A 26536-nucleotide genomic window follows, 5' to 3' on the forward strand; every position below is an offset into this window, starting at 1 on the left:
CCGCCGCCGGTCTCCCCCGCCACCGCCGCGAGGAACTCGCGCCACGCCGTGTCATCGCCATGGCGTCGGCGGGGCGCGGGTTCGACAATGGGGAGGATGACCGATGAAGACCGGCGTACGCGCAATGGCGAGATCGGGCCCGCCGAGTGGCTCGCCATGGACCGGACCGGCAGCTTCGACTGGAATCTCGACACGGGCACCATCGATGTCGACGAGGCCGGGCTGCTGGTCTTCGGCGTGGTCCCGGGCGCCTACGACGGCCGGCCGGTGACGCTGATCGCCCGGCTCGCGCCCGACGAGCGCGCCCGGCTCGAAGGCGTCGTCCGGCAGGCGGTGACCAGCGGCGAGGTCTCGTACACCGCGCACTTCCCCATCCCCCAGGACGACGGACCACCCCACTGGACGCACGTGCAGGCGCGGATCCTCCGCTCGCCGGACGGGCGGGCCCGGCGGATCGTCGGCGTCGTCCGGGACACGACCGCCGAGCTGACCCGCTTCGCCTTCGTGCAGGAGCTGGAGAAGCGCCGCGAGGTCCAGACGAACATCGTGGAGCGGACCACGGCCGCCCTGTCGCGCGCGGTGACCGTGGACGACGTGACGGCCGCCCTGACCGGCCCGGGCGGACTCGCCCGGCTCGGCGCGGACGGCCTGGCGCTCGGGCTCGTCGAGAACGGCTCGCTGAACATCATCGCGCTCAGCGGCGAGACCCTCGGCGTGCTCGACGACTTCCGGGTCCGCCGGCTCGACCGGGGCATGCCGCTCGCCGAGGCGGTGCTGAGCGGGCGGCCCCGGTTCGCCTCCTCCTTCCCCTCGCTCGGACGGGACTTCCCCGAGCTGGCCCCGTACCTGGGCCGGCTCGACTTCCGGGCAGCCTGCTACCTCCCGCTGGTCGCGCAGGCGCGCTCGCTCGGCGGGATGGCCCTGTTCTACCGGGGCCGCACCTCGTTCAACGCCGACGAGCGGAACCTCGCCCTCGGGCTCGCGGCGATCGTCGCCCAGTCGCTCCAGCGGGCGATCCTCTTCGACGAGGAGCGGGAGCTGGCCACCGGACTCCAGGCGACGATGCTGCCCCGCCGTATCCCGCAGTTCGCGGGGGGCCAGATCGCCGTGCGCTACCACGCGGCCTGGAGCGGGCGGCAGGTCGGCGGCGACTGGTACGACGTGATCCCGCTGCCCCGCGGCCGGGTCGGGATCGTCGTGGGCGACGTCCAGGGGCACGACACGCACGCCGCCGCCATCATGGGCCAGCTCCGCATCGCCCTGCGCGCCTACGCCGGTGAGGGCCACGCCCCCTCGACGGTGCTCGCCCGCGCCTCCCGCTTCCTCGCCGAGCTGGACACCAACCGCTTCGCGACCTGCACGTACGCCCAGGTCGACCTGGGGAGCGGCACGTTGCGCGCCGTACGGGCCGGGCACCTGGGGCCGCTGATCCGGCACACCGACGGGCGGGTCGGGCGGCCCAAGCTGCGGGGCGGACTGCCGCTGGGGCTCGCGACGGTCTTCGGCGACGAGGAGTTCCCGGAGACAAGGCTCGACCTCGTGCCCGGGGAGACGCTGGTGCTGTGCACGGACGGTCTCGTGGAGCAGCCCGGATCGGACATCGAGACCGGTCTCGCCGCGCTCTCCGGGGCGATCGGCAGCGGCCCCCCGCAGGCGGAGGCGCTCGCCGACCACCTCTCCGAGCGCCTGTGGGAGCGCTGGGGGTCGGGGGACGACGTGGCACTCCTCGTGCTGCGCCGCAGCCCGGACCCGGGCACCCCCCGGGCGCCGCGGATCCACCAGTACATCCACCAGGCCGACCCGCAGGGCCTGTCGGACGCGCGCGCGGCCGTGGGGCAGGCGCTGCGCGACTGGGGCATGACCGAACTGGCCGACGACGCCGAGCTGCTGACGGGCGAGCTGCTCGTGAACGTGCTGCTGCACACCGAGGGCGGCGCGGTGCTGACGCTGGAGGTGCTCCCCGAACCGGTGCGGCGGGTACGGCTGTCGGTGCAGGACCGGTCGAGCGCCTGGCCCCGCCGGCGTACCCCCGGCGAGGCCGCCACCTCGGGCCGCGGACTGCTGCTGCTCGACGCGCTGGCCTCGCGGTGGGGTGTCGAGCCGCGCGGCGAGGGCAAGGCCGTGTGGTGCGAGATCGGTCCGTCGGAGGTGCCGGCCGACGTCGTGAACGGCGTCTGAGGAAGGGAGCAGCACGGTGGATCCCGTGGCCGCCCTGAACCGCATCGCGTTCCTCCTGGAACGCGCCCAGGCACCCGGGTACCGGGCGCGGGCCTTCCGTACGGCCGCCGCCGCGGTCTCCGCCCTGCCGGAGGGAGAGGCGGCCCGGCGCGCGGCGGCGGGCACCCTGCAGTCGGTGAAGGGCCTCGGGCCCAAGACGGCGGCGGTGGTGAGCGAGGCGCTGGACGGACGGGTCCCCGCGTACCTGGCCGGGCTGGAGGAGGAGCTGGAGGAGTCCCTGGGGACCGCCGATCCGGCGGGCGGGGGCGAGGCGCTGCGGGCGGCCCTGCGCGGCGACTGCCATCTGCACTCGGACTGGTCGGACGGCGGCGCCTCGATCGAGGACATGGGACGTGCGGCCGCGTCGCTCGGCCACGCGTGGGCGGTCCTCACCGACCACTCGCCCCGGCTCACGGTGGCGCGGGGGCTCTCGGCCGAGCGGCTGCGGGAGCAACTGGACGTGGTGGCCCGGCTGAACGAGGAGTGGGCGCCGTTCCGTCTGCTCACCGGCATCGAGTGCGACATCCTGGAGGACGGCTCCCTCGACCAGGAACCTGAGCTGCTCGACCGCCTCGACCTCGTGGTCGGCTCGGTCCACTCGAAGCTCCGGATGGACGCGCGGGCCATGACCCGCCGTCTCGAACGGGCCGTGCGCGACCCGTTGATGGACGTGCTCGGGCACTGCACGGGCCGGCTGGTGGCGGGCGGGCGGCTGCGGCCGGAGTCGGAGTTCGACGCGGAGCGGGTGTTCGCCGCGTGCGCCGAGTCCGGGACGGCCGTCGAGATCAACAGCCGGCCGGAGCGGCTAGACCCGCCGCGGCGGCTGCTGCGGCTCGCGGTGGCGGCGGGCGCGTACGTCGCGGTGGACACGGACGCGCACGCGCCGGGTCAGCTGGAGTGGCAGATCCTCGGCTGCGCGCGGGCCGAGGAGTGCGGCGTGCCGGAGGAGCGGGTGATCAACACCTGGTCCGCGGACCGGCTGCTGGAGTGGGCGGGGAGCTGAGCATCCGGCGGTGGCGCGCGCGGTCGGGCGGTGGCGCGGACGGCCGGCCGGGCGGTGGGGCGGCGTCAGGCGCGCTGCCAGACCGTCGTCGCGTTACAGAACTCGCGGATGCCGTGCCCGGCGAGCTCGCGACCGTAGCCGGAACGCTTGATGCCCCCGAAGGGGAGGGCGGGGTGCGAGGCCGTCATGCCGTTGACGAACACGCCGCCGGCCTCCAGGTCGCGGACGAAGAAGGCGACGTCCTCCGGGGAGCGGGTCCAGACGCTGGAGCTGAGGCCGAACGGCGAGTCGTTGGCGACGGCCACGGCCTCCTCGATGTCGCCGACCGCGTACACCGTGGCGACCGGCCCGAAGGCCTCCTCCTGGTGGATCCGCATCTCCGGCGTGACGCCGGCCAGGACGGTGGGCCGGTAGTACCAGCCGCGGGCGAGCTCCGGGTCCTCCGGACGGTGGCCGCCACAGAGCGCGGTGGCGCCGCGGCGGACGGCGTCGTCCACCAGCTCCTCCAGATCCGTGCGGCCCTGCTCGGTGGCGAGGGGGCCGACGTCGGTGGACTCGTCGAGGGGGTCGCCGACGGTGAGGGCGTTCATGGCGGCCGTGAAGCGCTCGGAGAAGTCGTCGTAGACGTCCCGGTGGACGATGAACCGCTTGGCGGCGATACAGGACTGGCCGTTGTTCTGGACGCGCGCGGTGACGGCCGTCTTGACCGCTCCGACGATGTCGGCGGAGGGCATGACGATGAAGGGGTCGCTGCCTCCGAGCTCCAGGACGGTCTTCTTGACCTCGTCTCCCGCGACGGACGCGACGGCCCGGCCGGCGGGCTCGCTGCCGGTGAGGGTGGCGGCGACGACCCTGGGGTCCCGCAGGACGCGTTCCACGTCCCGGGAGCCGATCATCAGGGTCTGGAAGCAGCCCTCGGGGAATCCGGCCCGGCGGAACAGGTCGCCGAGGTAGAGCGCCGTCCGCGGCACGTTGGAGGCGTGCTTGAGGAGGCCGGTGTTGCCCGCCATGAGCGCGGGGGCGGCGAACCGGATCACCTGCCAGAGCGGGAAGTTCCACGGCATGACGGCGAGGATCGGGCCGAGGGGCCGGTAGTGGACCCGCGCGAGGTCGGCGCCGGAGTCCTGGACGTCGCTCTCCGCCGGGTGCTCGTCGGCGAGCAGCTCCTCGGCGTTGCGGGCGTACCAGCGCATCGCCTTGGCGCACTTGGCGGCCTCGGCGCGGGAGGCGGCGATGGGCTTGCCCATCTCGACGGTCATGGTGTGCGCGATGTCCTCGGTGTCCTCGTCGAGGAGACCGGCGGCGGCGCGCAGCAGGCGGGCGCGTTCGGCGAAGGAGGTTGTCCGGTACTGGCGGTAGGCCTCGTGAGCGGCGGCGATGCGCCGCTCGACCTCCTCGGGCCCGTGGGCCTCGTAGACGCGCAGCGTCTCGCCGGTCGCCGGGTTCACGGTGGCGATGGCCATGGCGTGTCTCCTCCTGACATCGGTCCCCGACTGCACGTTTCCGCGAAGCGGCGCCCGGCGCAACAGGGGCGGGGCGGTGGGATGACCCGAAAGCGGCGGCGACCTGCGCGGACACGGCGGTCGAAAGGTGCGGCCCGGAGCGCCCGCCGGGCGCCCTCGGGGACCTTCCGGTGCCGGCTCAGTCGGTGAGCCAGGCGAGGGCGCCGGAGAGGTGGGCGCGGAAGGCGGGGTCGCGGTAGGCCTCGGGGGCGTGGCCCAGCGCGGTGAAGAACACCCGCCCGGCGTCGATCTCCCGGCACCAGACGAGCGGGTGGTCGTCCCCGTGGGTGCCGCCCCGGTAGGAGGTCTCGTCGGCCCGGGCGAGGACCCGAGTCCCGGTCCGCCCGGCCCCGTGCGCACCGGGGACGGCGCACCGCCGCGGGTCGGACGTGAAGTTGTACCACTCGTCGGTCCAGGCCCAGCGGGCCGGCAGCGGGGCGGTCGCGGGATGGTCGCGGTCGTCGACGAGGACGAGGCCAGGCTGCACCTCGGGGTGCCCGTCGAAGCGGGTGCCGAGGAGTTCGCCGTAGAAGGGCCAGTCGGGTTCGGCGTTGGCCGCCGCGTGGACGGCGAGCAGGGAACCGCCGCCCCGCAGGTACGCCTCGAAGGCGGTGCGCCCCTCGGGGGTCAGGACGTTCCCGGTGGTGGAGAGCAGGACGACGACGGAGCACCCGGCCAGCCGCTCGGCGGTGAACACCCCCGGGTCCCCGGACACCTCGGCCCCCCGCCCGAGCCCTTCCGCGAGCTCCGCGAGCGCGGCGGCCCCGTCGGGGATCGACGCGTGACGGTAGCCCGCGGTGCGGGTGTAGATCAGGACGTCGGGGCTGGTCACGCGGTGACTCCGGGGCGAGGGTGCGGGAGGGGACGTGAGGTGCGGGGGCTGTACGCACAGCAAGCGCTTTCTATCCGTGGGGGTCGACCGTAGCGGCCAGGGCTCCGCGGCCGCAACACCGCCCTTCCGCGCATCAGCCGGAGCACCTCCCCACACGTACGGGCGATCCTCCCCACCCGGATGTCGATCCATTGTCGTATCGGATGCGTCTCTGTATCTTTTGGCGCGCCCAGCCCCGTCGGGGCGCGCCCCGCCTCGGGGGCGTCGCCCGCTCATCGAGGAGTCGTCATGAGCACCGTGCCGCCCGCGCTCGCCGCCGCCGTCGGGCCGTTGCCCGAAGGGGCCGTGCTGCCGTTGCCGCCCGCCTTCGACTCCGTCGAGGAGGAACGCCGGTACCGCAAGGAGCAACTCGCCGCCGGTTTCCGGATCTTCGGGAGGTTCGGCTTCTCCGAGGGGGTCGCCGGGCACATCACCGTCCGCGATCCGGGCGACCCGAACGCCTTCTGGGTCAACCCCTTCGGCATGAGCTTCGGCCAGATCAAGGCCTCCGACCTGATCCTGGTGGACCACGAGGGGACCGTCCTGGAGGGGCGCAGGCCCGTGAACCGGGCCGCGTTCGTCATCCACTCGCGGGTCCACGCCGCCCGGCCCGACGCGATCGCCGCGGCGCACTCGCACTCCCTGCACGGCAAGGCGTTCTCCAGCCTCGGGATCCCGCTCGCCCCGATCACCCAGGACGCCTGCGCCTTCTTCGAGGACCACGGCCTCTACGAGGACTACCGCGGCGTCGTCAACGAGACCGAGGAGGGCGAGCGGGTCGCGAAGGCCCTGGGCGGCTTCAAGGCGGTCATCCTCAAGAACCACGGGCTCCTGACGGTCGGGCGGTCCGTCGCCGAGGCCGTGTGGTGGTTCGTCACCATGGAGCGCTCCTGCCAGGCCCAGCTCCTCGCGATGGCCGCGGCCGCGGGCACACCGCAGCACATCGACCGCGAGACGGCCCTGCTCACCCGCGGGCAGATCGGCGGGCATCTCGCCGGCTGGTTTCAGGCGCGCCCGCTGTGGGATCAGATCGCGGCGTCGGACCCGGACCTCTTCGACTGACCCCGGTCCCCCGCACCGGTGTCGGCGCCGGGGATCCGCCGTGTCGACGCCTCCAGGAGCGGGACGAGGAACTGACGCTCCAGGCTGCCCGGCGGCAGCTCCGCCGGCTCCACGTAGCTCTGCGCGAGTCCGCCTTCGCGCAGGGCGATGAGGAGCCGCGCGAACCGGTCGGCGTCCACGGTGAGTTCACGTCCCGCGCGGCGCAGGACGAGGGTCAGCCCGCGGGCGATCTCGGCCCGCAGCCGGGCGTCGTGGCGGGCGAGCACCCAGGCGGCCTGCGGGTCGCGGATGGCGTGCAGGGTGAACTCGGTGGTGACGAGGTACCAGTCCCGCTCGTCCGGCTCGACCCGGGCGGCCAGCTCCGCGAGGCGGTCCAGGGTGTACTCGTCGGCGGTCAGCGCGTCGATCGACTCGGCGAGCCGCCGGACGATCCGGTCGCTGTGCTCGTCGAAGAGGGCGAGGAAGAGCTCCTCCTTGCTCGCGAAGTTCGAGTAGTACGCGCCCCGGGTGTACCCGGCCCGCTCGCATACCTGCTCGATCGTCGTGGCGTGGAAGCCGTGCTCGGCGAAGGTCTCCAGGGCGGCCTTCAGCAGCGCCGCGCGGGTACGCGGCCGCCTCCTGGTGACACCTTTCGGCACGGGCGCCTCCTCGTCGTTCCGGGGCCGCGTCCTGCGGCGGACGCCCACCCTACCGGCGGCCCCATCCCGGGCAGGGACGACCACCGGCGGATAAAATTCACGCATGGGAGAGCGGCCCGTCGCGCCCGCGGCGCCCCAGCTGGTCCTCGAGATCGACGGGGACACGACCCGGATGAGTCCGGGCCGTGTCTATCGCATCGGGCGCGACCCCACCAGTGACATCGTGCTCGCGGACGCCCGTGCCTCCTGGCACCACGCGGTGCTCAGCGCGGCCGCCGGACGCTGGACCCTCGTGGACGAGGGCAGCACGAACGGCACCTTCACCGACGGCCTGCGGATGGACGGGCCCCGCGCGGTGGGCCCCGGGACCGTCGTGCGGTTCGGGCATCCGGAGGACGGGCCCCGGGCGGTGCTGTCCTCGGGAGCGGCCGAGGCCGCGGCGGGGGCGGCCCCGGAGGATCAGGCCGCCGGGGAGACACCGCCCGCCCCGATGGACGTACGCACGCCGGAGGCCGTACCCGCACCGGAGGCCGCCCCACCGCCGCCCGCCGACACCCCTCCCGGACCCCACCCGGACGCGCCGGCCGAGATGCCCGCGGCTGCGGGACCGGCGCCGGCCGACCGGCCCGAGCCGGTACGGGCCGCACCGCCGCCCCCCGTTCCGGAGGCCCCGGAGACCCCGGAGGCGACGCCGACTCCGCAGGCCCCCGAGGCGCCGGAGCAGGCCTCCGTCCCCACACCGGTGGCCGCCGCCCCGCCGGCTCCGCCCGAGGCGCCCGCACCCGCCCCCGGCATCCTGAGGGACGCACCCCCGCCCCGCCCCTCCTCCGTCTCCCACCCCGCCGCCACCGGCACCTTCCGGCAGCCGACCTCCGTGCGGCCGCTGCCCGCCCACAGCATCCGGATCGGCCGCGCCCCCGACAACGACGTGGTCGTCCCCGACCTCGTGGTCTCCCGGCGGCACGCCGAACTGCGCGCCCACCCCGACGGCACCTACTGGATCCACGACCTCGGCAGCCACAACGGCACCTACCTCAACGGCGCCCCCGTCGTCGACGCCCGGGTCACCCCCGACGACATCGTCGGCATCGGCCACTGCGCGTTCTGCCTGATCGGCGGCCAGCTGGTCGAGTTCACGGACACCGGCGAGGTCTCCCTCGACGTCCAGTCGCTCGCCGTCACGGTGGACCACGGACGCAAGACGCTCCTCGACGAGGTCTCGTTCCCCGTGGGGCAGAAGTGCCTGCTGGGAGTGGTCGGCCCGTCCGGCGCCGGGAAGTCGACGCTCCTCGGCGCCCTCACCGGGCAGCGCCCCGCCGACCGCGGCACGGTGCTGTACGACGGCCGCGACCTGTACCGGGACTACGCCGAGCTGCGGCAGCGCATCGGGCTCGTCCCGCAGGACGACATCCTGCACCTCCAGCTGAGCGTGCGCCGGGCTCTCGGCTACGCCGCCGAGCTGCGGTTCCCCGAGGACACCGAGCCCGCCGAGCGGCGGGCCCGGGTGGACGAGGTGATCCAGGAGCTGGGTCTCGGCGAGCGCGCGCAGCAGCCGATCCACAGCCTGTCGGGCGGCCAGCGCAAGCGGGTGAGCGTCGCCCTCGAACTGCTCACCAAGCCCTCGCTGCTCTTCCTCGACGAGCCCACGTCCGGCCTCGACCCGGGCATGGACCGGTCCGTGATGCACATGCTGCGGGGCCTCGCGGACGACGGCAGGACGGTCGTCGTCGTCACACACAGCGTGCTCAGCCTGGACGTCTGCGACCGGCTGCTCGTCCTCGCCCCGGGCGGCCGGGTGGCCTACTACGGGCCGCCCTCGGAGTCCCTGGAGTTCTTCGGCTTCGACCAGTGGCCGGAGGCCTTCGAGGCCTTCGAGAACGACCGGGACCGGGACTGGGCCGGCCTGTACCGGTCCTCCCGCTTCCACCGCCGGTACGTCGCCGACGCCACGGCCCGCCCGAACGTCCCGGTGCCGGGATCCGCGGCGGAGGAGCGGGAGCCCGCCCCGCCGCCGAAGGCGCAGAGCTGGGGCTCCCAGCTGCGGACGCTCGTCCGCCGGTACACGGCCGCGCTCTCCGCCGACCGCACGTTCCTGGCCATCATGATCGCGCTGCCGTTCGTGATGGGCGCGATGGCCCGGGCCCTGTCCGAGGGCGGCTTCAACCAGGAGTCGACGCTCAACGTCCTGCTCATCCTCTGCGTCGGCGGCGTCCTCACCGGCGCCGCGAACGCCGTGCGCGAGCTGGTCAAGGAACGCACGATCTACCGGCGCGAGAGAGCCGTCGGCCTGTCCCGCTCGGCGTACCTCGCCTCCAAGATCGTGGTCCTCGGCACGATCACGGTCGTCCAGGCGGTCGTGCTCACGCTGGTTGCCCTGATCGGCGTCCCGCTGAACGTGCCGGGCGGCAAGGGCGTCCTGATGCCGCCCCTGGTGGAGATCACCCTCGCCGTCGCACTGCTGTCCTTCACGGCGATGATGCTCGGGCTGCTCGTCTCCGCCCTGGTCCGCAAGGAGGAGGTGACGATGCCGCTGCTCGTCCTCCTCGCGATCGTCCAGGTGGTCTTCTGCGGCGCGCTCCTGACCGTGCGGGGGACGCCCGTCCTCGAACAGCTCGCCTGGCTGGTCCCCTCGCGGTGGGCGTTCGCGGCGATGGGCGCCACGGTCGACATCGGGACCGTCTCGCCGAGCGACAAGACGGCGGACCCGCTGATGGACCACACCGCGGCGGCCTGGCTGTTCGACATGGGCATGATGGTGGTGCTCTGTCTCGTCATCGGCCTCCTCGTGGCACGTCTCCTGCGCCGCCACGAGCCGGTCGTCATGCGGAGGTAGGCCCGTGCACGCGGAGGTGGTCAGGTGAGCGTCCCCGTACCCGAGTACGTGCCGGACTTCCGGCCCACCCACGTCGTCCCGCGCGACGGGCTCGAAGCGTGGCAGGCGCCGGACCCGGGGCTGCCGACGACGCCGCTCGACGCGTTCCTGCCGGTGCGCCTGGAGGAGCGGGCCGGCGACTGGGGGCGGGTGCTCTGCTCCAACGGCTGGACCGCCTGGGTCGACGCCCGGCTCCTCGTCACCGTCCCGGACGACCCGCCGGCGGCGGGGCAGCCGACCGCCAGGACAGCCGACCCGCGCCCGCTGATCGCCCGCGCCGAGGACGCGCTCGGCCGCTACCGGCGCGCGGCGGAGGCACTGGGAGCCGGGCGCCTGGACGGCGAGGACTTCCGGCAGCGGACGCGCGGGCTGCGGGTGGGCATGGTCGTCGACGGCGAGTCGGTGTGGCTGTACGACGCGGAGCACGAGCGGTGGGTGTACTGCGACGGGGTGGGGCTCAGTACGTACGCGGCCTCGTCGGCACCCTCGATCGCCTCCCCGGCCGCCCCGGCCTCCCCGGGCGAGGACGCGACACGGCCCGGCGGGGCCGACGCGGCGGAGGAGGGCGACGGAACGGAGGGGGCGGCCGGGGAGGATCGGCCGGCCGGCTCCCCGGGGTACGAGCCGACCCAGGTGGTGGTGCTGGGCGACCCGCCGCCGGCCCCCGGGAGCGACCCGCCTGCGGCCCCCGCGACCGCCGCGCCGCCGGCCCCCGCCGAGACCGCCGCGCCGCCGCCCACCCAGGTGGTGGAGCGGCCGCCGCCCCGGAAGGACGGTGAGGGGTGATGGCGGGCGCGGCGGGCGGTGAGCCGGAGCTGCCCGCGGGCCGGGCCTCCGGGCTCCTCGGCAAGGAGATCGCGGGCTACCGCGTGGAGAGCGAGATCGGCCGCGGCGGAATGGCGGTCGTGTACCGGGCGCGGGACCTCCGGCTCGACCGGACGGTCGCGCTGAAGCTGCTCGCCCCCGAACTGGCCCGCAACGACACGTTCCGCAAGCGGTTCGCGCACGAGTCCCGGGTCGCCGCCTCGATCGACCACCCCCACATCGTCCCGGTCTTCGACGCGGGCGAGACGGAGGGCGTGCTCTACATCGCGATGCGGTACGTGGCGGGGCAGGACCTGGTCGCCCTGCTGGACCGCGAGGGGCCGCTGCCGCCGGGGAAGGCGGGACGGATCGCCGTCCAGGTCGCCTCGGCCCTGGACGCGGCGCACGCCCACGACCTGGTGCACCGGGACGTGAAGCCCGGCAACATCCTGGTCGCCGAGGGCACGGACCGGGATCACCCGGAGCACGTCTACCTCACCGACTTCGGGCTGACGAAGAAGTCCCTGTCGCTGACCGGGTTCACGACGGTGGGCGAGTTCGTCGGCACCCTGGACTACGTGGCCCCCGAGCAGATCTCGGGGAAGCCGGTGGACGGCCGGTGCGACGTGTACAGCCTGGCCTGTGTGGTGTTCGAGACGCTGGTGGGAGCGCCGCCGTTCCGCCGTGACACGGACTGGGCGGTGCTGTGGGCGCAGCAGTACGATCCCCCGCCGCCGCTCTCCGAGGTCCGGCCGGGGCTGCCGGAGGCCGCGGACGCGGTGTTCGCGAAGGCGCTCGCGAAGACGCCGGAGGAGCGGTACGGGACGTGCCTGGAGTTCGTGGCGGAGCTGCGGGGGGCGCTGATCGCGGGAGGTGGCGGGCCGGTCGTGCCGAGGAGCCCCGAGCCGCTGACCCCGCCACGGGATCCGCCGGTCTGGGCACGGCCGGTCTTCCGCGGGCTGTAGCCGGGCGGTCCGCGGCGATCGGACCGCCCCCGCGCGCGTGCACGAGCCCGCTTGCCCGAGCCCGCGTGCACCGACCGCGTGCGTCCCGCGCGTCCGCGCCGCGGCGCCGGGATCCGGTCGTCGTCCGGTGTTCGTGGCCGGCCGGTGGCCGGGCAGCCGGCCGGTGGCCCGGCTCCTCTCAGGCCGGGTCCTCGTACCGGGCGGCCAGGGCCGCGGCGCGCCGGTGCAGTGCGGTGCGCAGGGACGCCGGGGACAGTGCCTCCGCGTCCGGGCCGAGCTGCCACAGGGCCCATTCGGCGTGCCGCGCGTCCTGGTAGGTCAGCTCCAGGCGCAGTCCGCCGTCTCCGTCGGCCTCCTCGGCGCGCACGGCCACCGCGGTGTCCAGGAGTTCCTCGCGGCGCGCCGGGTTCACCCGTACCCGTACGGTCAGGTGACCGTCGCCGAGGAAGCGCGCGGAGCGCTCCCGCCAGACCCGGTCCAGGTCGACGCTGTCGGGCCGTTCCGCCGGCTCGGCCAGTTCCTCGGCGGCCAGGACCCGCGACAGCCGGTAGGTGCGGTCCTCACCGGCCCGGGTGGCCAGCAGGTAGCCGCGGTCGCGGACCGTGACGAGGCCGATCGGGTCCACGGTGCGCCACTCGGGCGCCTGCCCCGTGGCCGCGTAGCGGATGCGCAGCTTGTGACCGGCCAGCACCGCGCGTCTGACCTCCAGCATCGTGGCGCCGGGCAGCTCGTCGTCGGTCCGCCTGCGGGACAGCAGGTCCGCCTCGGGCTCGACGAGGAACCGCCGGACCGCGTCACTCGCGCTGGTCCGGTGGGCGTCGGGCAGCGCGTCGAGCACCTTCCGCAGGGCGGAGGCCCGCGCCGGTCCGAGGCCGAACGCCCGCGCCTCGCGCCCCGGTGCGGCGGTCAGCAGGGCGAGGGCCTCATCGTGGTTCAGCCCGGTCAGCTCGGTGCGGAATCCGGGGAGCAGGGCGAAGCCGCCGTGGCGGCCCCGTTCGGCGTAGACCGGGACTCCGGCGCCGGACAACGCCTCGATGTCGCGGAGCACGGTGCGGGTGGACACCCCGAGTTCGGCGGCGAGGGTGTCCGCGGTGAGGCGGCCGCGCTGGCGCAGCAGGAGCACCAGGGAGACCAGGCGGTCGGCGCGCATGCGAGAACGCTAACGGAATACATGACAGAGGGTGTCGTGATGCGTTGGGAGGCTCGTCACCACGGCGTCGGAGCGGTGCGGACCGCGAGGCCGGCGCCCCTACTCCCCCGCCTCGACCCGAGGCGGGGCGGCGAACCGAACGGAGCTGACGTGGCGATGGAGCGAGTGGCGGTCAACCCGGTGGCGTGGTCGACGGAATGGGGGTTCAACCAGGGTGAGCTCGTCTCCGGGCACACCCGGACCCTGTACGTCTCCGGGCAGACCGCGATGAGCGAGCAGGGCGAGCCCCTGTACGAGGGGGACATGGCCGCGCAGTTGGCGCTGAGCGCGGACAACGTCGAGGGCGTGCTCGCCGCGGCCGGGATGTCTCTCGCGAACCTCGTACGGCTCACCGTCTACACCACCGACGTGGACCTGCTGGTCCGCCACTACGGGGGGCTGGCGGGCCGGTTGGGGGCGGCCGGGGTGGCTCCGGCCACCACCATGCTGGGGGTGACCCGGTTGGCGATCCCGGGGCAGGTGGTCGAACTGGAGGGAACCGCCGTCGCGTGACGCGGCGCCGCCCGTCGCCCCGAGCCGTGCGGCTCCGGGCGGCGGGCGGGGCGGCACGCTATGTCGCCGACGGGGGTGGCGGGCTCACCGTGTCCTCGACCGCGCCCCCGCGGCGGACGCGGGTGGCGAGCAGGCCGCCCAGGAATCCGAAGAACAGCCCCCAGAGCAGGGCGAAGCCGACCGTCCTCCAGACGTTCGGGCGGAGGATCACCTCGCCGCCGAGGGAGTCCAGTTCGCCGATGCCCAGGACCGAGAGGCCCAGCCGCGCCTCGACCAGGGTCAGCGGCGCCACGACCAGCATGGTCAGAGCGAAGGCGATGCCCAGGTGGAGGGAGTGCTGCCACGGCCTGATCCTCGCAGGGGAGCGGACCGCGGCGACGAAGGCCGCCGCGAGGACGAGGACGGCGGCCACCGGGAGCAGCCACCACGCGCGCGCGTCCTCCGCGGCCAGCGAGCCCAGGTCGATCGTCGACAGGTCCGTGCGGTCGCCCTGGCGCAGCACGGCGTCCAGGACCTGCGGCATGGGCAGGCCGAACGGGCCGTCGACCCTGCCCTCCCAGGAGCCGCCGATGCCCACGCCGAGGGCAAGCCAGGAGACGTTGGGCAGGCCGAGGAGGAGGACCGCGAAGGTCTCCGCCGCGTGGCCCCTCGTCGCGGCGACCACCAGCCCGGCGACGAGGCCCACGACCACGTACGCCAGGAGCAGCAGGAGCATCGCGTGCGCCGCGGGCCGCACGGGTTCGTGGAAGCGGACGAGCCGGGGCGGCAGCGGGGTCCTGCGGGAGACGAGGAGCGCGACGACGAGGACCCCGAGGATCCACAGGAGCCCGTAGAAGAGGGTGGGGCCGAGGACGGTACGGAAGCCCACCGTGGGGCTCACCGCGTCGAGCAGCTCGCCGAAGAGGTCCGTCAGGGAGCCCTGTTCCTCATCGCCGCCGAAGGTCAGGGGGAAGTCGTGGCGGGCGACGGCCGAGACCCCCGTCAGGGCGAGGAGCCAGAGGACGACCGTGCTCGCGGCCCGGAGCGCGAGCTCGCGGGTGCCGGCCACGGCGTGGTGGCGCAGGGGCCGCAGGAAGCAGTAGCCGGTGACGAGTGCGCCCACCAGGGTGACGGTGAGCGGCATCGCGGTCAGTTCGGCGCGGGTCCCGGCGAGGGCGCCGGCGTCGCCGGAGAGTTCGACCTGGCCGCCCGAGGCCATGACGACGACGGCGGCGAGGACCGCGGTGAAGCCCCCGGGCAGGTCGGCCGCACCGGCCGCCCAGAGGCCGAGGGCCGCGGTGACGCCCATGGCGACGTAACCGGCGACCACCGCGGCCAGGCTGTGCAGGCCGACGCGGGCGAGGGGCCCGGTGCCGGGCGCGGGGGAGGTGGGGAGCCGACTGCTCACCCTGCCCACGCTAGTACCGGTCGCGGTCGGCCGCTTGCGGGGCGGGGCCCCGCCGGGGCGGGGCCCCGCCCCGGCGGGGGATCCGGTCGGGTCCTCCGCTTGCGGGTACCCACCGATCGGCGCACACAATGGGCCCGGAACGGAAGAAAGGGAAAAAAGTGACGTCCCACCCGCCGTCCGGCCCTCCGTCGGTTCCTCCCGCAGGTCCCCCCTCGGGCCCCCTCTCGGGCCCGGGCGCACGCCCAGGATCCGGCGGTCACCCACCGCCCCCCGGACCGCCCCCCGGCGGCCCGGGCGGCGGTGGTTCCTCGGGCGGGCGCTCCGGAGGCTCGTCCGGCGGTTCCGGCGGTTCCGGCGGTTCCGGCGGTTCCGGCGGCGGAGGCGGGTCCGGCGGCACCGGCGGCCCGGGCGGGTCCGGGAACGGCGGCCCCGGCAAGACCCCGTGGTGGCGGTCCGTGCCCAAGGTCGCCTCCGTCACCGCCGTCGTGGTCGCCGCCGTCGCCCTGGTCGTGGTGCTCACCAACAGCCCCGACGACAAGAACGACACGGCGGGCTCCGGGGGCGGCGAGGTCTTCCTCCAGAACGCGGCCGCGACGGGCCCCGACCCGTTCACCAAGTCGACGGCCCGGACGGACGCCGCGTCCGCCTCGCCCGCCTCGCTGCCGCCCCGCACCTCGCAGGCGACCACCGAGGTGTCGGGCTCCACCCCCGGCCTCTACGGCGGTACGCAGTCGGTGGCCAGCTGCGACGTGGAGCAGCAGGTCCGCTACCTCTCCGCCGAGCCGGCCAAGAACGCGGCCTTCGCCTCCACCCTGGGCATCCAGGCGAACCAGGTGCCCGGCTATCTGCGCTCCCTGACGCCGCTCCAGCTCCGGGCCGACACCCGGGTGACGAACCACGGCTACCGGGACGGGGCCGCGACCACCTACCAGTCGGTGCTCCAGGCCGGGACGGCCGTCCTGGTCGACGACCGCGGGGTGCCCCGGGTGCGCTGCGCCTGCGGCAACCCGCTGACCCCGCCGGTGGCGCAGAAGTCGCCGCGGACGACGGGCACGCCCTGGCAGGGCTACGACGCCGACCAGGTGGTCGTGGTGGCGCCCTCGGTGACCGTGGTGAACGTCTTCGTGGTGTACGACGTGCAGGACGACAGCTGGTTCGCGCGGCAGCAGGGGGACCACCGGGGCCGGAACGACAAGCCGACCGAGCCGCCCAAGCCGCCGACCTCCCCCTCGACCTCCGCCTCGACGTCCCCGTCCGTCTCCCCGCCGTCCCCGGTGCCGTGCGTGACGGTCACGGGCGACGAGACCCCGGCGCCGGTCGACGGCGTGACGCCTTCGCCGTGCCCGGAGACGCTCTCCCCGTCCGTGTCGACGTCCGCGCCGACCTCACCCTCGGACACTCCCCCGTCGAGCGACACGCCGCCGCCCTCCGAGGACACCACCCCGCCGGACGACACCTCGCCCCCGGCCGACTCGCCGGCTCCGCAGTCGGCGCCGGTCACGGAGAGCTCGGCGGGCCTGTCCAGCGCCTCGACCGGGTCCAGCGCGGCTGGCTCGCCGCCGGCGCCGCCGGGTGCGGACTCCGCCCCGGCTCCCGCCCCCGGTCCGCGGGCCGCGCCGCGGTCCGCCGCCGGGGCGGGCACCCCGTCCGTGGTCTGAGCGGTCGCCCCGGGTCCGCCGCACGGCGGACCCGGGGCCTTTGCGGGCGGCGGCTTATTCAGATGCCCGGCGACCGGGGTCCGTGTACCGTCCATCGAGTGGAACCACTGACCGACAAAGAGATCCGCTCGTCCTTCGTGAACTGCACCAAGGGCGAGGCGGCCCGGCTCAAGCTGCCGCTCGACTTCGGCGAACTCCCCTGGCAGGACCTGGACTTCCTCGGCTGGGTCGACCCCGGTGCGCCGCTCCGCGCCCATCTGGTCGTCCCCCGCGCGGACGGTCCGGTGGGGGTGAGCCTGCGGGTCCCGGCCGCCGGACGGACCAGCGCCATGAAGTCGAGCATGTGCCAGGTCTGCCTGACCGGGCACGCCTCATCCGGCGTCACGCTGCTCGTGGCACCCCTCGCCGGCCCGCGCGGCCGCGAGGGGAACACGGTCGGGACGTACCTCTGCGCCGACCTCGCCTGCTCCCTGTACGTGCGGGGCAAGCGGCAGCCCAGGCTGCGCGGCCGGCGCCAGGAGGAGTCCCTGACGGTGGACGAGCAGGTCGCCCGCCTCATGGGCAACCTGGACGCCTTCGTCGACCGCGTGACGGCCGGGTGAATCCGCCCCGGGAGCGACCCGCCGGGCCGGCCCCCGGAGGACCGGCTCAGCGGAAGGCCTGCTCGCCGGTGAGCGCCTTGCCGATCACCAGGGAGTGGACCTCGCTCGTGCCCTCGTAGGTGAGCACCGACTCCAGGTTGTTGGCATGGCGCAGCACCGGGTACTCCAGGGTGATGCCGTTGGCGCCCAGGATCGTCCGGCACTCGCGGGCGATCGCGATGGCCTCGCGCACGTTGTTCAGCTTGCCCACGCTGACCTGCTCGGGGGTGAGGGTGCCCGCGTCCTTGAGCCGCCCCAGGTGGAGGGCGAGGAGCATGCCCTTGCCGAGCTCGACGGACATGTCCGCGAGCTTCTGCTGCGTCAGCTGGTAGGAGGCGAGGGACCGGGCGAAGACGACCCGGTCCCGGGCGTAGGAGATCGCCGTCTCCAGACAGTCGCGGGCGGCGCCGAGGGCGCCGAAGACGATGCCGAAGCGGGCCTCGTTGAGGCAGCCGAGCGGGCCGGAGAGACCCCTGGCCCCGGGCAGCACGGCGTCGGCCGGGAGGCGGACGTCCTCCATGACCAGTTCGCTGGTGACGCTGGCCCGCAGCGACAGCTTCATCGTGATCTCCGGGGCGCTGAACCCGGGGGTGCCGGCCGGGACGAGGAAGCCCCGTACGCCGTCCTCGGTACGGGCCCAGACGACCGCGACGTCGGCCACCGCACCGTTGGTGATCCACATCTTGGTGCCGTTGAGGATCCAGTCGGACCCGTCACGCTTGGCGTTGGTCCGCATGGCGCCGGGGTCGGAGCCGGCATCGGGCTCGGTGAGGCCGAAGCAGCCGATGTACTCCCCCGCCGCCATCTTCGGCAGCCACTGCTGCTTCTGCTCCTCGGAGCCGTGCTTCCAGATCGCGTACATGGCGAGCGAGCCCTGGACGGAGACGAGGGAGCGCAGGCCCGAGTCGACGGCCTCCAGTTCCAGACAGGCCAGTCCGTACGCGACGGCGTTGGTGCCGGCGCAGCCGTAGCCCTCCAGGTGCATGCCGAGGACGCCGATGCCGCCGAGGGTGCGGGCGAGCTCGCGGGCCGGGATCCGGCCCGCCTCGAACCACTCGGCGACGTGCGGGCGCAGTTCGCGGTCGGCGACGGCGCGCACGGTGCGGCGGATCTCGCGTTCCTCGTCGGTCAGCAGTCCGTCGACGGCGAGCAGGTCGAAGGGGTGGACCGGGGCGGAGCTGGACTGCGACGACGACTGCGGCTGGGACGACTTCACGGACGGCCTCCTGGCGGCTGTGGCAACTCGGCGAGGCGAAGCGTAGCCCCCAGCCGGATATTGGATCCAGTATTGAAAATCCGATATCCCGGCCGTACGGTCCGATCGGATCCGATCGCCAGTGAGGGAGAGCGGGATGCGCGCAGACCAGCCGGGCACGCCGGGGCCGACGCCGGCCGGCGCCCTGTCGGGGATCGTCGTCGCCGACTTCGGCCGGGTCCTCGCGGGGCCGTACATGACGATGCTCCTCGCCGACCTGGGCGCGGACGTGATCAAGATCGAGCGGCCGGGCTCCGGGGACGACACGCGTGCGTGGGGCCCGCCGTTCGCCGGCGGCGAGGCCACCTACTTCCTCGGGGTGAACCGCAACAAGCGCTCCGTCGCACTCGACCTCACCGACCCGGGCGACCTGGCCACGGCGCGCGCGATCGTGGACCGGGCGGACGTCCTGGTGGAGAACTTCCGCCCCGGCACGATGGAGAGGCTCGGGCTCGGCCACGAGGCCGTGCGGGCGACCAACCCGGGGCTCGTCTACTGCTCGGTGACCGGCTTCGGCACCGGCGAGGGCGCCGCGCTGCCCGGCTACGACCTGCTGGTCCAGGCGATGGGCGGCCTCATGAGCGTGACCGGTGAGCCGGACGGTCAGGGGACGAAGGCCGGGGTCGCGCTGGTCGACGTCGTCACCGGGCTGCACGCGGGCATGGGGGTCCTCGCCGCCCTCCGCCACCGCGAGCGCACCGGCGAGGGCCAGCGGATCGAGGTGTCCCTGCTCTCCTCCCTCCTCTCTGCCCTCACGAACCAGGCCGCCGCCCACCTCGGGGCCGGGGTCGTGCCGCGCGCCATGGGCAACCGGCACCCGAGCATCGCCCCGTACGAGGTGTTCGAGGCGCGGGACCGGCCGCTCGTGATCGCCGTGGGCAACGACCGGCAGTTCCGGGTGCTGTGCGAGCGCCTCGGCCTTCCCGGGCTCCCCGAGGACCCGCGCTTCGCGACCAACACCGCCCGGGTCGCCCACCGCGACGCGCTGGTGGCCGCGCTCGCCGGGCCGCTGGGGACCCGTACCGCCGACGGCTGGTTCGAGGAGCTGACCGCGGCGGGGGTGCCGTGCGGACCGATCAACGACCTCGCCGCCGCGTTCGACCTCGCCGACCGGCTGGGGCTCGCCCCGCGGGTGCCGGAGTCCGCGGCCGGCCCCGGCCAGGTCGCCCATCCGGTCCGGTTCGGCGCGACCCCGCCGGCGTACCGTGCCGCTCCCCCGCGTCTCGGCGAGCACACGGAGGGTGTGCGCGCCTCCCTCGGGCGGACCGCGGAGGGCCGCGGACCGGAACGGCCGTGACCGCGCGCGCGGGGCGGAGCGGAGGAAGCGCAGGGTCGGCGGCCGGGAACGCGTAGGAAGATGGTCGGCACCGGTGGGGAGATCATCCGGTGCGGTACGAGGAATCGGAAGGTCACAGGCGATGAGCAGCGCGGTGCAGAAGCGGCGGCCGCAGACCGCCCAGCAGTTCGTCCTGGAGGAACTGCGGCGCGCCATCACCAGCGGCGAACTGCGGCCCGGCGGGCAGATCCGGCAGGACGCGCTCGCCGCCCGGTACGAGGTGAGCCGGGTGCCGCTGCGCGAGGCCCTCAAGGCCCTGGAGGCGGAGGGCCTGGTCGTCCACCACGTCCACCGGGGCTACTTCGTGGCGGAGTTGTCGCTGGCCGACCTGGAGGAGATCTACCGGATCCGCGAGCTTCTGGAGACGGAGGCGGTGCGCAGGGCGGTGCGGCTGATGCCGGACGGCATCGTGGCCGCCCTCGAACGGATCCAGCGTGAGGTGGAGCGGGCGGCCGAGGAGGGCGACGTGCCGGCGATGGCCGCGGCGAACCGCCTCTTCCACTTCACCCTCGTGGAGGCGTCGGGGATGCCGCGCCTGGTCCGTCTGATCGCGACCCTCTGGGACTCCACCGACGCCTACCGCTCCCTGTACTACGCCGACGCCCCGCACCGGAAGCAGGCCGTCCGCGAGCACCGCGCCGTCATCTCGGCGCTCCGGCACGGCGACGAGGAGGCCACGGTCCGATGGCTGGACGAGCACCGGGCGCACGCGGTGGCGGCCCTGCGCGAGGTCCTGGACCTGGAGCGGGACTGAGCCCCCGGGGCCGGGTGCCGCCGGTGGCGCGGGGCCGCCGGGCGGGCGCCGGACCCGTCCGCGGGGAAACTGCCGGGCGGGCCCGGCCCGACACCCCCTAAGCTCGCGCCATGGAGTACGGGGGACTGGTCAACATCGTGGACGTCGAGGCGACCTGCTGGGACGGGCAGCCGCCGCCCGGCGCCGTCAGCGAGATCATCGAGATCGGACTGACCGTGGTCGATCCCGGCGCGGGCGAGCGGGTCTCGCGGCACCGGATCCTGGTGCGGCCGGTCCGTTCGCGGGTCAGCGCCTTCTGCACCGAACTGACCGGGCTCACGCAGGCCGAGGTCGACACCGGGCTGGACTTCGCCGCCGCCTGCCGGCTCCTCGCGACCACGTACGAGGCGGGGGTGCGGCCCTGGGCGAGCTGGGGCGACTACGACCGCAAGCAGTTCGCCCACCAGTGCCGGGTCTCCGGCACCCCGTACCCCTTCGGACGCCGCCACACCAACGCCAAGGCGGTGTTCACGGAGGCGTACGTCCTTCCCCGGCGCCCCGGCATGGCGCGCGCCCTGGAGGTCGCCGGGCTGCCCCTGGAGGGACGGCACCACCGGGGCGAGGACGACGCATGGAACATCGCGGCGCTGGTCCTGCGGCTCGCGGAGCGGGGCGCGTGGCCGGCGGCCGGCGCCGTGGACGTTCCATAGGCGGCTTCGCGGCCTGCGGTTACCCTGGCGCCGGACGCGAGGAGGAACCATGGGGCGGATGCCGTCGGCCGAACGACGCAGGCAGCTGGTCGACGCGGCGATCAGGGCGATGACCAGGGACGGGGTCGCGCGGACCACCACCCGGTCGATCTGCGCAGAGGCGGGGGTGTCGCTGAGCGTCTTCCACTACTGCTTCGACTCCAAGCAGGCTCTGCTCGAAGCGGCGATCGAGACGATCAACAGCGACTACGTGGCGCTCGTGATGTCGGCGGTCGAGCCGGGCGCCACCCTGCGCGAGACCGTGCGGGGCGCGCTCCAGACGTACTGGGACCACGTCACGGCCCGTCCCGGTGAGCACATGCTGACCTACGACCTCACCCAGTTCGCCCTGCGGGAGCCGGGGTTCGAGCATCTGGCACGGGCCCAGTACGAGCGGTACGTGGCGTCGGCGGGCGCGCTCGTCGAGCAGGTCCGCTCGATGCGGGACATCGAGCCGGGCGTGCCGGTGGAGACGATCGCCCGGTACCTGGCGGCGGCGATCGACGGCCTCACGCTCCAGTACCTGGTCGTCGGGGACGAGAAGGCGGCGGCGACGCTGCTCGACCTGACGGCGGATCAACTGGTGGTCCTCATCGCGGGGTGACGGTCGGCGTGCCGACCGCGTGGACGTCCCATGACCATCAACAGGTCATCTGTCCCGGACTATTGACTCGGTCCGTCGGCACCGCGATCCTCGGGGCGCCCGGTACTCCCCCACCGTCCGGAGGCATCGCTGACCATGACCCGACCCGATTCGCGCCGGACCGGCGGCAGGCCCGCCCTTCTCGCGCTGTTCCTCGCCCTGGCCGCCGTCCTCTTCGGCTCCGGTCCCGTCCCCGCGGCGGCCGCCGCCGGCGGATGGTGGGAGCCCACGTCACGGCCCGCGGCCGATTCGCAGATCAACGTCACGGGCACTCCGTTCACCGGGACGGACGCGCAGGGCAAGGTGCGCGGCTTCGTCGACGCCCACAACCACCTGATGTCCAACGAGGGGTTCGGCGGCCGGCTCATCTGCGGCCAGACCTTCTCCCCGGCCGGCGCGGCGGAGGCGCTGAAGGACTGTCCCGAGCACTATCCCGACGGTTCGGGGGCGCTGTTCGAGAACATCACCGGCGGGGCCGACGGCCACCACGACCCGGTCGGCTGGCCCACCTTCAAGGACTGGCCCGCGCACAACTCCCTGACGCACCAGCAGAACTACTACGCGTGGGTGGAGCGGGCCTGGCGCGGCGGCCAGCGGGTGCTCGTCAACGACCTGGTGACGAACGGCCTCATCTGCTCGATCCTGCCCCGGGACCGGAGCTGCGACGAGATGACGTCGATCCGCCTCCAGGCCCGCAAGACGTACGAACTCCAGGACTACGTGGACGGGATGTACGGCGGGCCCGGCAAGGGCTGGTTCCGCATCGTCACGTCCGCGGCGCAGGCGCGCTCGGTGGTCGAGCAGGGCAAGCTCGCGGTCGTCCTGGGCGTCGAGACCTCGGAGCCGTTCGGCTGCAAGCAGATCCTCGACGTGGCCCAGTGCAGCAAGGAGGACATCGACCGCGGCCTCGACGAGTTGTACGGGCTCGGGGTGCGCAGCATGTTCCTGTGCCACAAGTTCGACAACGCGCTGTGCGGTGTCCGCTTCGACTCGGGTGCCATCGGCACCGCGGTCAACATCGGGCAGTTCCTGTCCACGGGCACCTTCTGGGCCACGGAGAAGTGCGCGGGCCCGCAGCACGACAACCCGATCGGGCTGGCGGCCGCGCCGGTGATGGCGGCCAAGCTGCCGCCGGGGGTCACCACGCCGTCGTACGCCGCGGACGCGAAGTGCAACACACGGGGCCTGACCCGGCTCGGTGAGCACGCCCTGCGGGGCATGATCGACCGGGGCATGATGCTGGAGCTCGACCACATGAGCGTCAAGGCCGCCGGGCGGGCGCTCGACATCCTCGAGTCGGAGGAGTACCCGGGCGTCCTGTCCAGCCACAGCTGGATGGACCTGGACTGGACGGAGCGCCTGTACAAGCTGGGCGGTTTCGTCGCCCAGTACATGCACGGCGCGGAGGGCTTCGTCGGCGAGGCGGGCCAGAAGGCCGCGCTGCGGGCGAAGTACAAGGTCGGTCTCGGCTACGGCACCGACATGAACGGTGTCGGCGGCTGGCCGGCCCCGGTCGGCGAGGGGGCGCCGAACGCGGTGAAGTATCCCTTCCGCAGCTTCGACGGCGGCTCGGTGATCGACCGTCAGGTGACGGGCGAGCGCACCTGGGACCTCAACACCGACGGCGCGGCGCACAACGGTCTGGTGCCGGACTGGGTCGAGCAGATCCGGCTCAGCGGCGGGCAGGGCGTCGTCGACGAGCTGGCGCGCGGCGCGGAGTCGTACCTGACCACGTGGAAGGCGACCGAGGACCACGAGCCGGGCGTCAACCTCGCCAGGGGCGCGGCCGGTTCGGCGAGCTCCTCGGAGTGGAACCCCTTCACCAGCTACGCGGCGGGCCGGGCGCTCGACGGCGACACCGGCTCGCGCTGGGCGAGCGACTGGTCGGACGACCAGTGGATCGGCGTGGACCTCGGGGCCGTCCGCAGGGTGGGCAGGGTCACCCTGGACTGGGAGCGCGCGTACGCGCGCCAGTACCGGATCGACGTGTCGGAGAACGGCACGGACTGGCGGACGGTCTGGTCCACGGACGCCGGTGACGGCGGCTACGACACGGCCGCGTTCCCGTCGACGTCCGCCCGTTACGTACGGATCCACGGCGAGCGGCGGGCGACCAAGTGGGGCTACTCGCTCTACGAGGTGGCGGTGCACCGGGCCTGAGCGGAGGGGCGGGGGCCGGCCGGACCGTTCCCCGGTCCGGCCGGCACCCGCCGGTTTCCGCCCCTTCGTCGGCCCCCTTGTCCCGCTCCGGCGTCCGGTAGGAGATCATGGACTCCGGAACGCAGAAGGGACGGAACGGACGATGAGGCACCGCAGTGTCGCCGACCTGATGACGCCGACCGCGGTGGCGGTCCAGCCGGGGACGTCGTTCAAGGAGATCGCGCGGCTCCTCGACGAGTACGGCATCACCGCCGTCCCGGTGGTCGACGAGGAGAACCGGCCCGTGGGCGTGGTCTCCGAGGCCGACCTGCTGCGGCGCCACACGGCGAAGGGCGGGCCCAGCACCGCGGAGGCGATGATGTCCAGCCCCGTCGTGACGGCGAGGCCCTCCTGGACGGCCGTCGAGGCCGCCCGGCTCATGGAACGGCACCGGGTGAAGCGGCTGCCCGTCGTCGACGCGCAGGGGTGCCTGATCGGGGTGCTGAGCCGCAGCGACCTGCTCCAGCTCTTCCTGCGCCGGGACCGCTCCATCCAGGAGGAGATCCGCGAGGACGTGGTCGTCCGCATCCTGGGGCTCTCCCCTTCGGCCGTCCACATCGACGTCGACGAGGGCCTGGTGACCCTGAGCGGCACCCTGGACCGCGCGGGGATCGGCCCCGTCCTCGTCCGGCTGTGCGAGGCCGTGGACGGGGTGGTGGAGGTCGTGGACCGGCTGGCGTACGAGGACGCGGAGGGCGACCTGACGGTGGCGGACACCCAGTAGGAGGCGTCCACGGGGAGGCGGAGACCGGTCGGCACGCAAGGGCCGGGCCTGGCGGTCGGGACGCAGAAGTCCCGACGCGGCAGGCCGGGCGTACGGCGACGGGCCGTCGTGTCGCGGGCCCCGCGGGCTACGCGGGCGGCGGGGTGGTCAGGAGACCGCCTCCGGCCAGCCGTAGCCGGGTCCGGTGTGCCGGGGCACCGTGCCGGCGCCGGCCGCCTCCATCTCCCGGTTGGCCTCGCGCATCAGCTTGCCGGCCAGGTCCTTCATCGCCCGGCTCGCGGCCAGCTCGTCACCGATCGCCGGCACGTCGGCGTCCGACGGGTTGCAGCGGGCGGAGCCGTGACCCGTGAGGGTCGAGTTGCCGGTCAGGAGCCGGGCCTCGGCCCTGGTCCTGCCGTCGTCCTCGACCAGCTCCACGCCGACCGTCCATTCCAGGGTGCGGGACATGATCTGCCTCCTCGCACGGCCGGGCCCCTCACGACCGGGCACGGCCCTGCCTCCTCGCACAGCCGGCCCCGTGTGACCGGGGCGCGGCCCCTTCCGATACCTCCAGGATCCATCGGCGCGGGCCGAGCGGCACGCCGCGGGAGGGGCCGACGGCCCCAGGGGTGTCCTGCCGGGCGGCAGGACACCCCCTACGGAGCCCGGAAGAGCCGCGGGAATCGGGGGGCGAGCCAGGGCCTGCGCCCCCAGCCGAGCGCCCTGCCCCGGGCGATCACGGGCCAGGGGTCGACCCGGCCCAGCGCGAGGAGCAGGAAGGCCACCGGCTCCGTGAGGATGGTGCAGTCCGGGCGGGCGGGTGGTTCGTGGGTGACCTCGACGGTTCCGTCGGCCACGAGGACGCCGAAGGCCGGCCCGCCACGCAGCCGCACGGCGAAGCGGGCGGTCAGGCCGGCGACGGCGGCGGGGTCGGTCACCCGGGGCATCGCCTCGATCATGAACGGCAGGGTGAGGGCGACCCGGCGCGCGTCCAGCATGTGGGGGCGGCCGACGGCGAGCGCCAGGTCGTAGCCGTGCCCCAGCATGTGCGTCAGGAGGTACGAGCCGAGGACCGCCGGGCGCTGGGCGCCGAGCGGAGTGGCGAGGAGCTGCTCCGGGTCGCGCTCCGCCACGGACGTGAGGAAGGCCTCGGCCCGGTCGGTGATCATCTCGGCGAGCGGGCCGGGGGCCCGCTCCGCGAAACCGGCGAGCGCGCGTTCGTTGGCGGCGGCGAGGCTCCCCGGGGTGCCGTCGCCGTAGGGACGCTCGTGCCCGGCGGCCAGGTCGGCCATCAGTGCGTTGGCCTGGGCCAGGTGCGCGGCGGCCTCCCCCAGGGTCCAGGCGGACCGCGGCACGGGGCGCAGCCCGGCGCCGCCTCCGCCTGGGGCGGCGCGCAGCACCGCGGCGATGTCCTCGGCCGTCCCCCGTATCGCCTCGGAGAGCCCCTCGGGCAGTACTCCGACCGCCCCCACACGTTCCACCGTCACCGCACACCCCTCCCGGCCCGGCGGCCCCAGGGTGAGCGCCGGTTGGTGAGGGACCGTACCAGCGAGTAGCGCTCGCGGCGCCGGTCGGGGCGAAGGCTTTACCGCCGGT

At 74.4% G+C, this 26536-nt stretch carries 23 protein-coding genes; 15 read left to right on the forward strand and 8 right to left on the reverse strand.

Translation table 11 applies throughout. The features are described 5' to 3' along the window. Positions 1-96 precede the first annotated feature (96 nt). A complete protein-coding gene (locus ACF09E_RS01990; RefSeq protein ID WP_392203381.1) occupies positions 97-2178 on the forward strand; it encodes a SpoIIE family protein phosphatase in 2082 nt (693 codons plus the stop codon). 16 nt (positions 2179-2194) lie between these two features. Then, the gene (locus ACF09E_RS01995) at positions 2195-3220 is read left to right on the forward strand and encodes a PHP domain-containing protein (protein WP_392203382.1); all 1026 of its coding nucleotides are present in this window, start codon (positions 2195-2197) and stop codon (positions 3218-3220) included. 65 nt (positions 3221-3285) lie between these two features. On the opposite strand, the gene ACF09E_RS02000 is transcribed toward ACF09E_RS01995, so the two are convergent. Together ACF09E_RS02000 and ACF09E_RS02005 are read right to left on the reverse strand one after the other, a co-directional pair. Beyond that, entirely contained in the window at positions 3286-4683 is a 1398-nt protein-coding gene (locus tag ACF09E_RS02000) for an NADP-dependent succinic semialdehyde dehydrogenase (protein WP_392203383.1), read from the reverse strand. A gap of 178 nt (positions 4684-4861) precedes the next feature. Further along, the gene (locus ACF09E_RS02005) at positions 4862-5554 is read right to left on the reverse strand and encodes a ThuA domain-containing protein (protein WP_392203384.1); all 693 of its coding nucleotides are present in this window, start codon (positions 5552-5554) and stop codon (positions 4862-4864) included. A gap of 288 nt (positions 5555-5842) precedes the next feature. Between ACF09E_RS02005 and ACF09E_RS02010 the strand changes: the two genes are divergently transcribed. Then, complete coding sequence (locus tag ACF09E_RS02010) at positions 5843-6655, forward strand: class II aldolase/adducin family protein (RefSeq protein ID WP_392203385.1); 813 nt, start codon at positions 5843-5845, stop codon at positions 6653-6655. Here the strand turns inward: ACF09E_RS02010 and ACF09E_RS02015 are convergent. Beyond that, entirely contained in the window at positions 6619-7293 is a 675-nt protein-coding gene (locus ACF09E_RS02015; protein ID WP_392203386.1) for a TetR/AcrR family transcriptional regulator, read from the reverse strand. The genes ACF09E_RS02010 and ACF09E_RS02015 overlap by 37 nt on opposite strands. Before the next feature lie 103 nt (positions 7294-7396). On the opposite strand from ACF09E_RS02015, the gene ACF09E_RS02020 reads away from it, so the two are divergent. The 3 genes from ACF09E_RS02020 to ACF09E_RS02030 are packed head-to-tail and all read left to right on the forward strand — an operon-like array spanning position 7397 to position 11934. Further along, positions 7397-10126: an FHA domain-containing protein gene (locus tag ACF09E_RS02020; RefSeq protein ID WP_392203387.1), complete on the forward strand. Its 2730-nt coding sequence runs from the start codon at positions 7397-7399 to the stop codon at positions 10124-10126. Between the two features lie 24 nt (positions 10127-10150). Further along, positions 10151-10951: a hypothetical protein gene (locus tag ACF09E_RS02025; RefSeq protein WP_392203388.1), complete on the forward strand. Its 801-nt coding sequence runs from the start codon at positions 10151-10153 to the stop codon at positions 10949-10951. After that, positions 10951-11934, forward strand: a complete 984-nt coding sequence (locus ACF09E_RS02030; RefSeq protein ID WP_392047920.1) for a serine/threonine-protein kinase — start codon at positions 10951-10953, stop codon at positions 11932-11934. The genes ACF09E_RS02025 and ACF09E_RS02030 overlap by 1 nt, the downstream gene beginning before the upstream one ends. A 178-nt stretch (positions 11935-12112) precedes the next feature. Here ACF09E_RS02030 and ACF09E_RS02035 read toward each other — a convergent pair whose 3' ends face one another. After that, the gene (locus ACF09E_RS02035; protein WP_392203389.1) at positions 12113-13084 is read right to left on the reverse strand and encodes a helix-turn-helix transcriptional regulator; all 972 of its coding nucleotides are present in this window, start codon (positions 13082-13084) and stop codon (positions 12113-12115) included. A gap of 156 nt (positions 13085-13240) precedes the next feature. On the opposite strand from ACF09E_RS02035, the gene ACF09E_RS02040 reads away from it, so the two are divergent. Further along, complete coding sequence (locus ACF09E_RS02040) at positions 13241-13636, forward strand: RidA family protein (RefSeq protein ID WP_392203848.1); 396 nt, start codon at positions 13241-13243, stop codon at positions 13634-13636. Positions 13637-13694: 58 nt separating this feature from the next. Here the strand turns inward: ACF09E_RS02040 and ACF09E_RS02045 are convergent, their stop codons facing one another. Further along, on the reverse strand, positions 13695-15032 hold the full coding sequence (locus tag ACF09E_RS02045; RefSeq protein ID WP_392203390.1) for a streptophobe family protein: 1338 nt from the start codon (positions 15030-15032) through the stop codon (positions 13695-13697). Positions 15033-15181: 149 nt separating this feature from the next. Here ACF09E_RS02045 and ACF09E_RS02050 point away from each other — a divergent pair, with 149 nt between their 5' ends. After that, positions 15182-16681, forward strand: coding sequence for a DUF6777 domain-containing protein (locus tag ACF09E_RS02050; protein ID WP_392203391.1), 1500 nt, complete (start codon positions 15182-15184; stop codon positions 16679-16681). Positions 16682-16779: 98 nt separating this feature from the next. Further along, positions 16780-17283: an FBP domain-containing protein gene (locus ACF09E_RS02055; protein WP_392203392.1), complete on the forward strand. Its 504-nt coding sequence runs from the start codon at positions 16780-16782 to the stop codon at positions 17281-17283. 46 nt (positions 17284-17329) lie between these two features. Here ACF09E_RS02055 and ACF09E_RS02060 read toward each other — a convergent pair whose 3' ends face one another. After that, positions 17330-18538: an acyl-CoA dehydrogenase family protein gene (locus tag ACF09E_RS02060; protein WP_392203393.1), complete on the reverse strand. Its 1209-nt coding sequence runs from the start codon at positions 18536-18538 to the stop codon at positions 17330-17332. 136 nt (positions 18539-18674) lie between these two features. On the opposite strand from ACF09E_RS02060, the gene ACF09E_RS02065 reads away from it, so the two are divergent. The 6 genes from ACF09E_RS02065 to ACF09E_RS02090 all read left to right on the forward strand — a co-directional run bounded on the left by ACF09E_RS02065 (position 18675) and on the right by ACF09E_RS02090 (position 24961). After that, the gene (locus tag ACF09E_RS02065; protein ID WP_392203394.1) at positions 18675-19874 is read left to right on the forward strand and encodes a CaiB/BaiF CoA transferase family protein; all 1200 of its coding nucleotides are present in this window, start codon (positions 18675-18677) and stop codon (positions 19872-19874) included. A gap of 121 nt (positions 19875-19995) precedes the next feature. Next, positions 19996-20667: a GntR family transcriptional regulator gene (locus ACF09E_RS02070; RefSeq protein WP_392203395.1), complete on the forward strand. Its 672-nt coding sequence runs from the start codon at positions 19996-19998 to the stop codon at positions 20665-20667. A 110-nt stretch (positions 20668-20777) separates the two neighbouring features. Then, the gene (locus ACF09E_RS02075; protein WP_392203396.1) at positions 20778-21356 is read left to right on the forward strand and encodes an exonuclease domain-containing protein; all 579 of its coding nucleotides are present in this window, start codon (positions 20778-20780) and stop codon (positions 21354-21356) included. Positions 21357-21405: 49 nt separating this feature from the next. Then, positions 21406-21999, forward strand: a complete 594-nt coding sequence (locus ACF09E_RS02080) for a TetR/AcrR family transcriptional regulator (protein ID WP_392203397.1) — start codon at positions 21406-21408, stop codon at positions 21997-21999. Positions 22000-22134: 135 nt separating this feature from the next. After that, on the forward strand, positions 22135-24198 hold the full coding sequence (locus ACF09E_RS02085; RefSeq protein WP_392203398.1) for a discoidin domain-containing protein: 2064 nt from the start codon (positions 22135-22137) through the stop codon (positions 24196-24198). 142 nt (positions 24199-24340) lie between these two features. Beyond that, positions 24341-24961: a CBS domain-containing protein gene (locus ACF09E_RS02090; protein ID WP_392203399.1), complete on the forward strand. Its 621-nt coding sequence runs from the start codon at positions 24341-24343 to the stop codon at positions 24959-24961. 147 nt (positions 24962-25108) lie between these two features. Here ACF09E_RS02090 and ACF09E_RS02095 read toward each other — a convergent pair whose 3' ends face one another. After that, a complete protein-coding gene (locus ACF09E_RS02095; protein WP_392203400.1) occupies positions 25109-25408 on the reverse strand; it encodes a DUF1876 domain-containing protein in 300 nt (99 codons plus the stop codon). A gap of 188 nt (positions 25409-25596) precedes the next feature. Next, entirely contained in the window at positions 25597-26427 is an 831-nt protein-coding gene (locus ACF09E_RS02100) for a maleylpyruvate isomerase family mycothiol-dependent enzyme (protein ID WP_392203401.1), read from the reverse strand. Positions 26428-26536: the final 109 nt, after the last annotated feature.

This window comes from Streptomyces sp. NPDC014891, from assembly GCF_043081085.1.
GTDB lineage: Bacteria > Actinomycetota > Actinomycetes > Streptomycetales > Streptomycetaceae > Streptomyces.

Bases quoted from the DNA above. Each gene is read 5' to 3' on its own strand.
- ACF09E_RS01990 (WP_392203381.1), top strand. From the start codon at position 97: ATGACCGATGAAGACCGGCGTACGCGCAATGGCGAGATCGGGCCCGCC.
- ACF09E_RS02000 (WP_392203383.1), bottom strand. From the start codon at position 4,683: ATGGCCATCGCCACCGTGAACCCGGCGACCGGCGAGACGCTGCGCGTC.
- ACF09E_RS02010 (WP_392203385.1), top strand. From the start codon at position 5,843: ATGAGCACCGTGCCGCCCGCGCTCGCCGCCGCCGTCGGGCCGTTGCCC.
- ACF09E_RS02020 (WP_392203387.1), top strand. From the start codon at position 7,397: ATGGGAGAGCGGCCCGTCGCGCCCGCGGCGCCCCAGCTGGTCCTCGAG.
- ACF09E_RS02030 (WP_392047920.1), top strand. From the start codon at position 10,951: ATGGCGGGCGCGGCGGGCGGTGAGCCGGAGCTGCCCGCGGGCCGGGCC.
- ACF09E_RS02035 (WP_392203389.1), bottom strand. From the start codon at position 13,084: ATGCGCGCCGACCGCCTGGTCTCCCTGGTGCTCCTGCTGCGCCAGCGC.
- ACF09E_RS02040 (WP_392203848.1), top strand. From the start codon at position 13,241: ATGGAGCGAGTGGCGGTCAACCCGGTGGCGTGGTCGACGGAATGGGGG.
- ACF09E_RS02065 (WP_392203394.1), top strand. From the start codon at position 18,675: ATGCGCGCAGACCAGCCGGGCACGCCGGGGCCGACGCCGGCCGGCGCC.
- ACF09E_RS02070 (WP_392203395.1), top strand. From the start codon at position 19,996: ATGAGCAGCGCGGTGCAGAAGCGGCGGCCGCAGACCGCCCAGCAGTTC.
- ACF09E_RS02075 (WP_392203396.1), top strand. From the start codon at position 20,778: ATGGAGTACGGGGGACTGGTCAACATCGTGGACGTCGAGGCGACCTGC.
- ACF09E_RS02080 (WP_392203397.1), top strand. From the start codon at position 21,406: ATGGGGCGGATGCCGTCGGCCGAACGACGCAGGCAGCTGGTCGACGCG.
- ACF09E_RS02085 (WP_392203398.1), top strand. From the start codon at position 22,135: ATGACCCGACCCGATTCGCGCCGGACCGGCGGCAGGCCCGCCCTTCTC.
- ACF09E_RS02090 (WP_392203399.1), top strand. From the start codon at position 24,341: ATGAGGCACCGCAGTGTCGCCGACCTGATGACGCCGACCGCGGTGGCG.
- ACF09E_RS02095 (WP_392203400.1), bottom strand. From the start codon at position 25,408: ATGTCCCGCACCCTGGAATGGACGGTCGGCGTGGAGCTGGTCGAGGAC.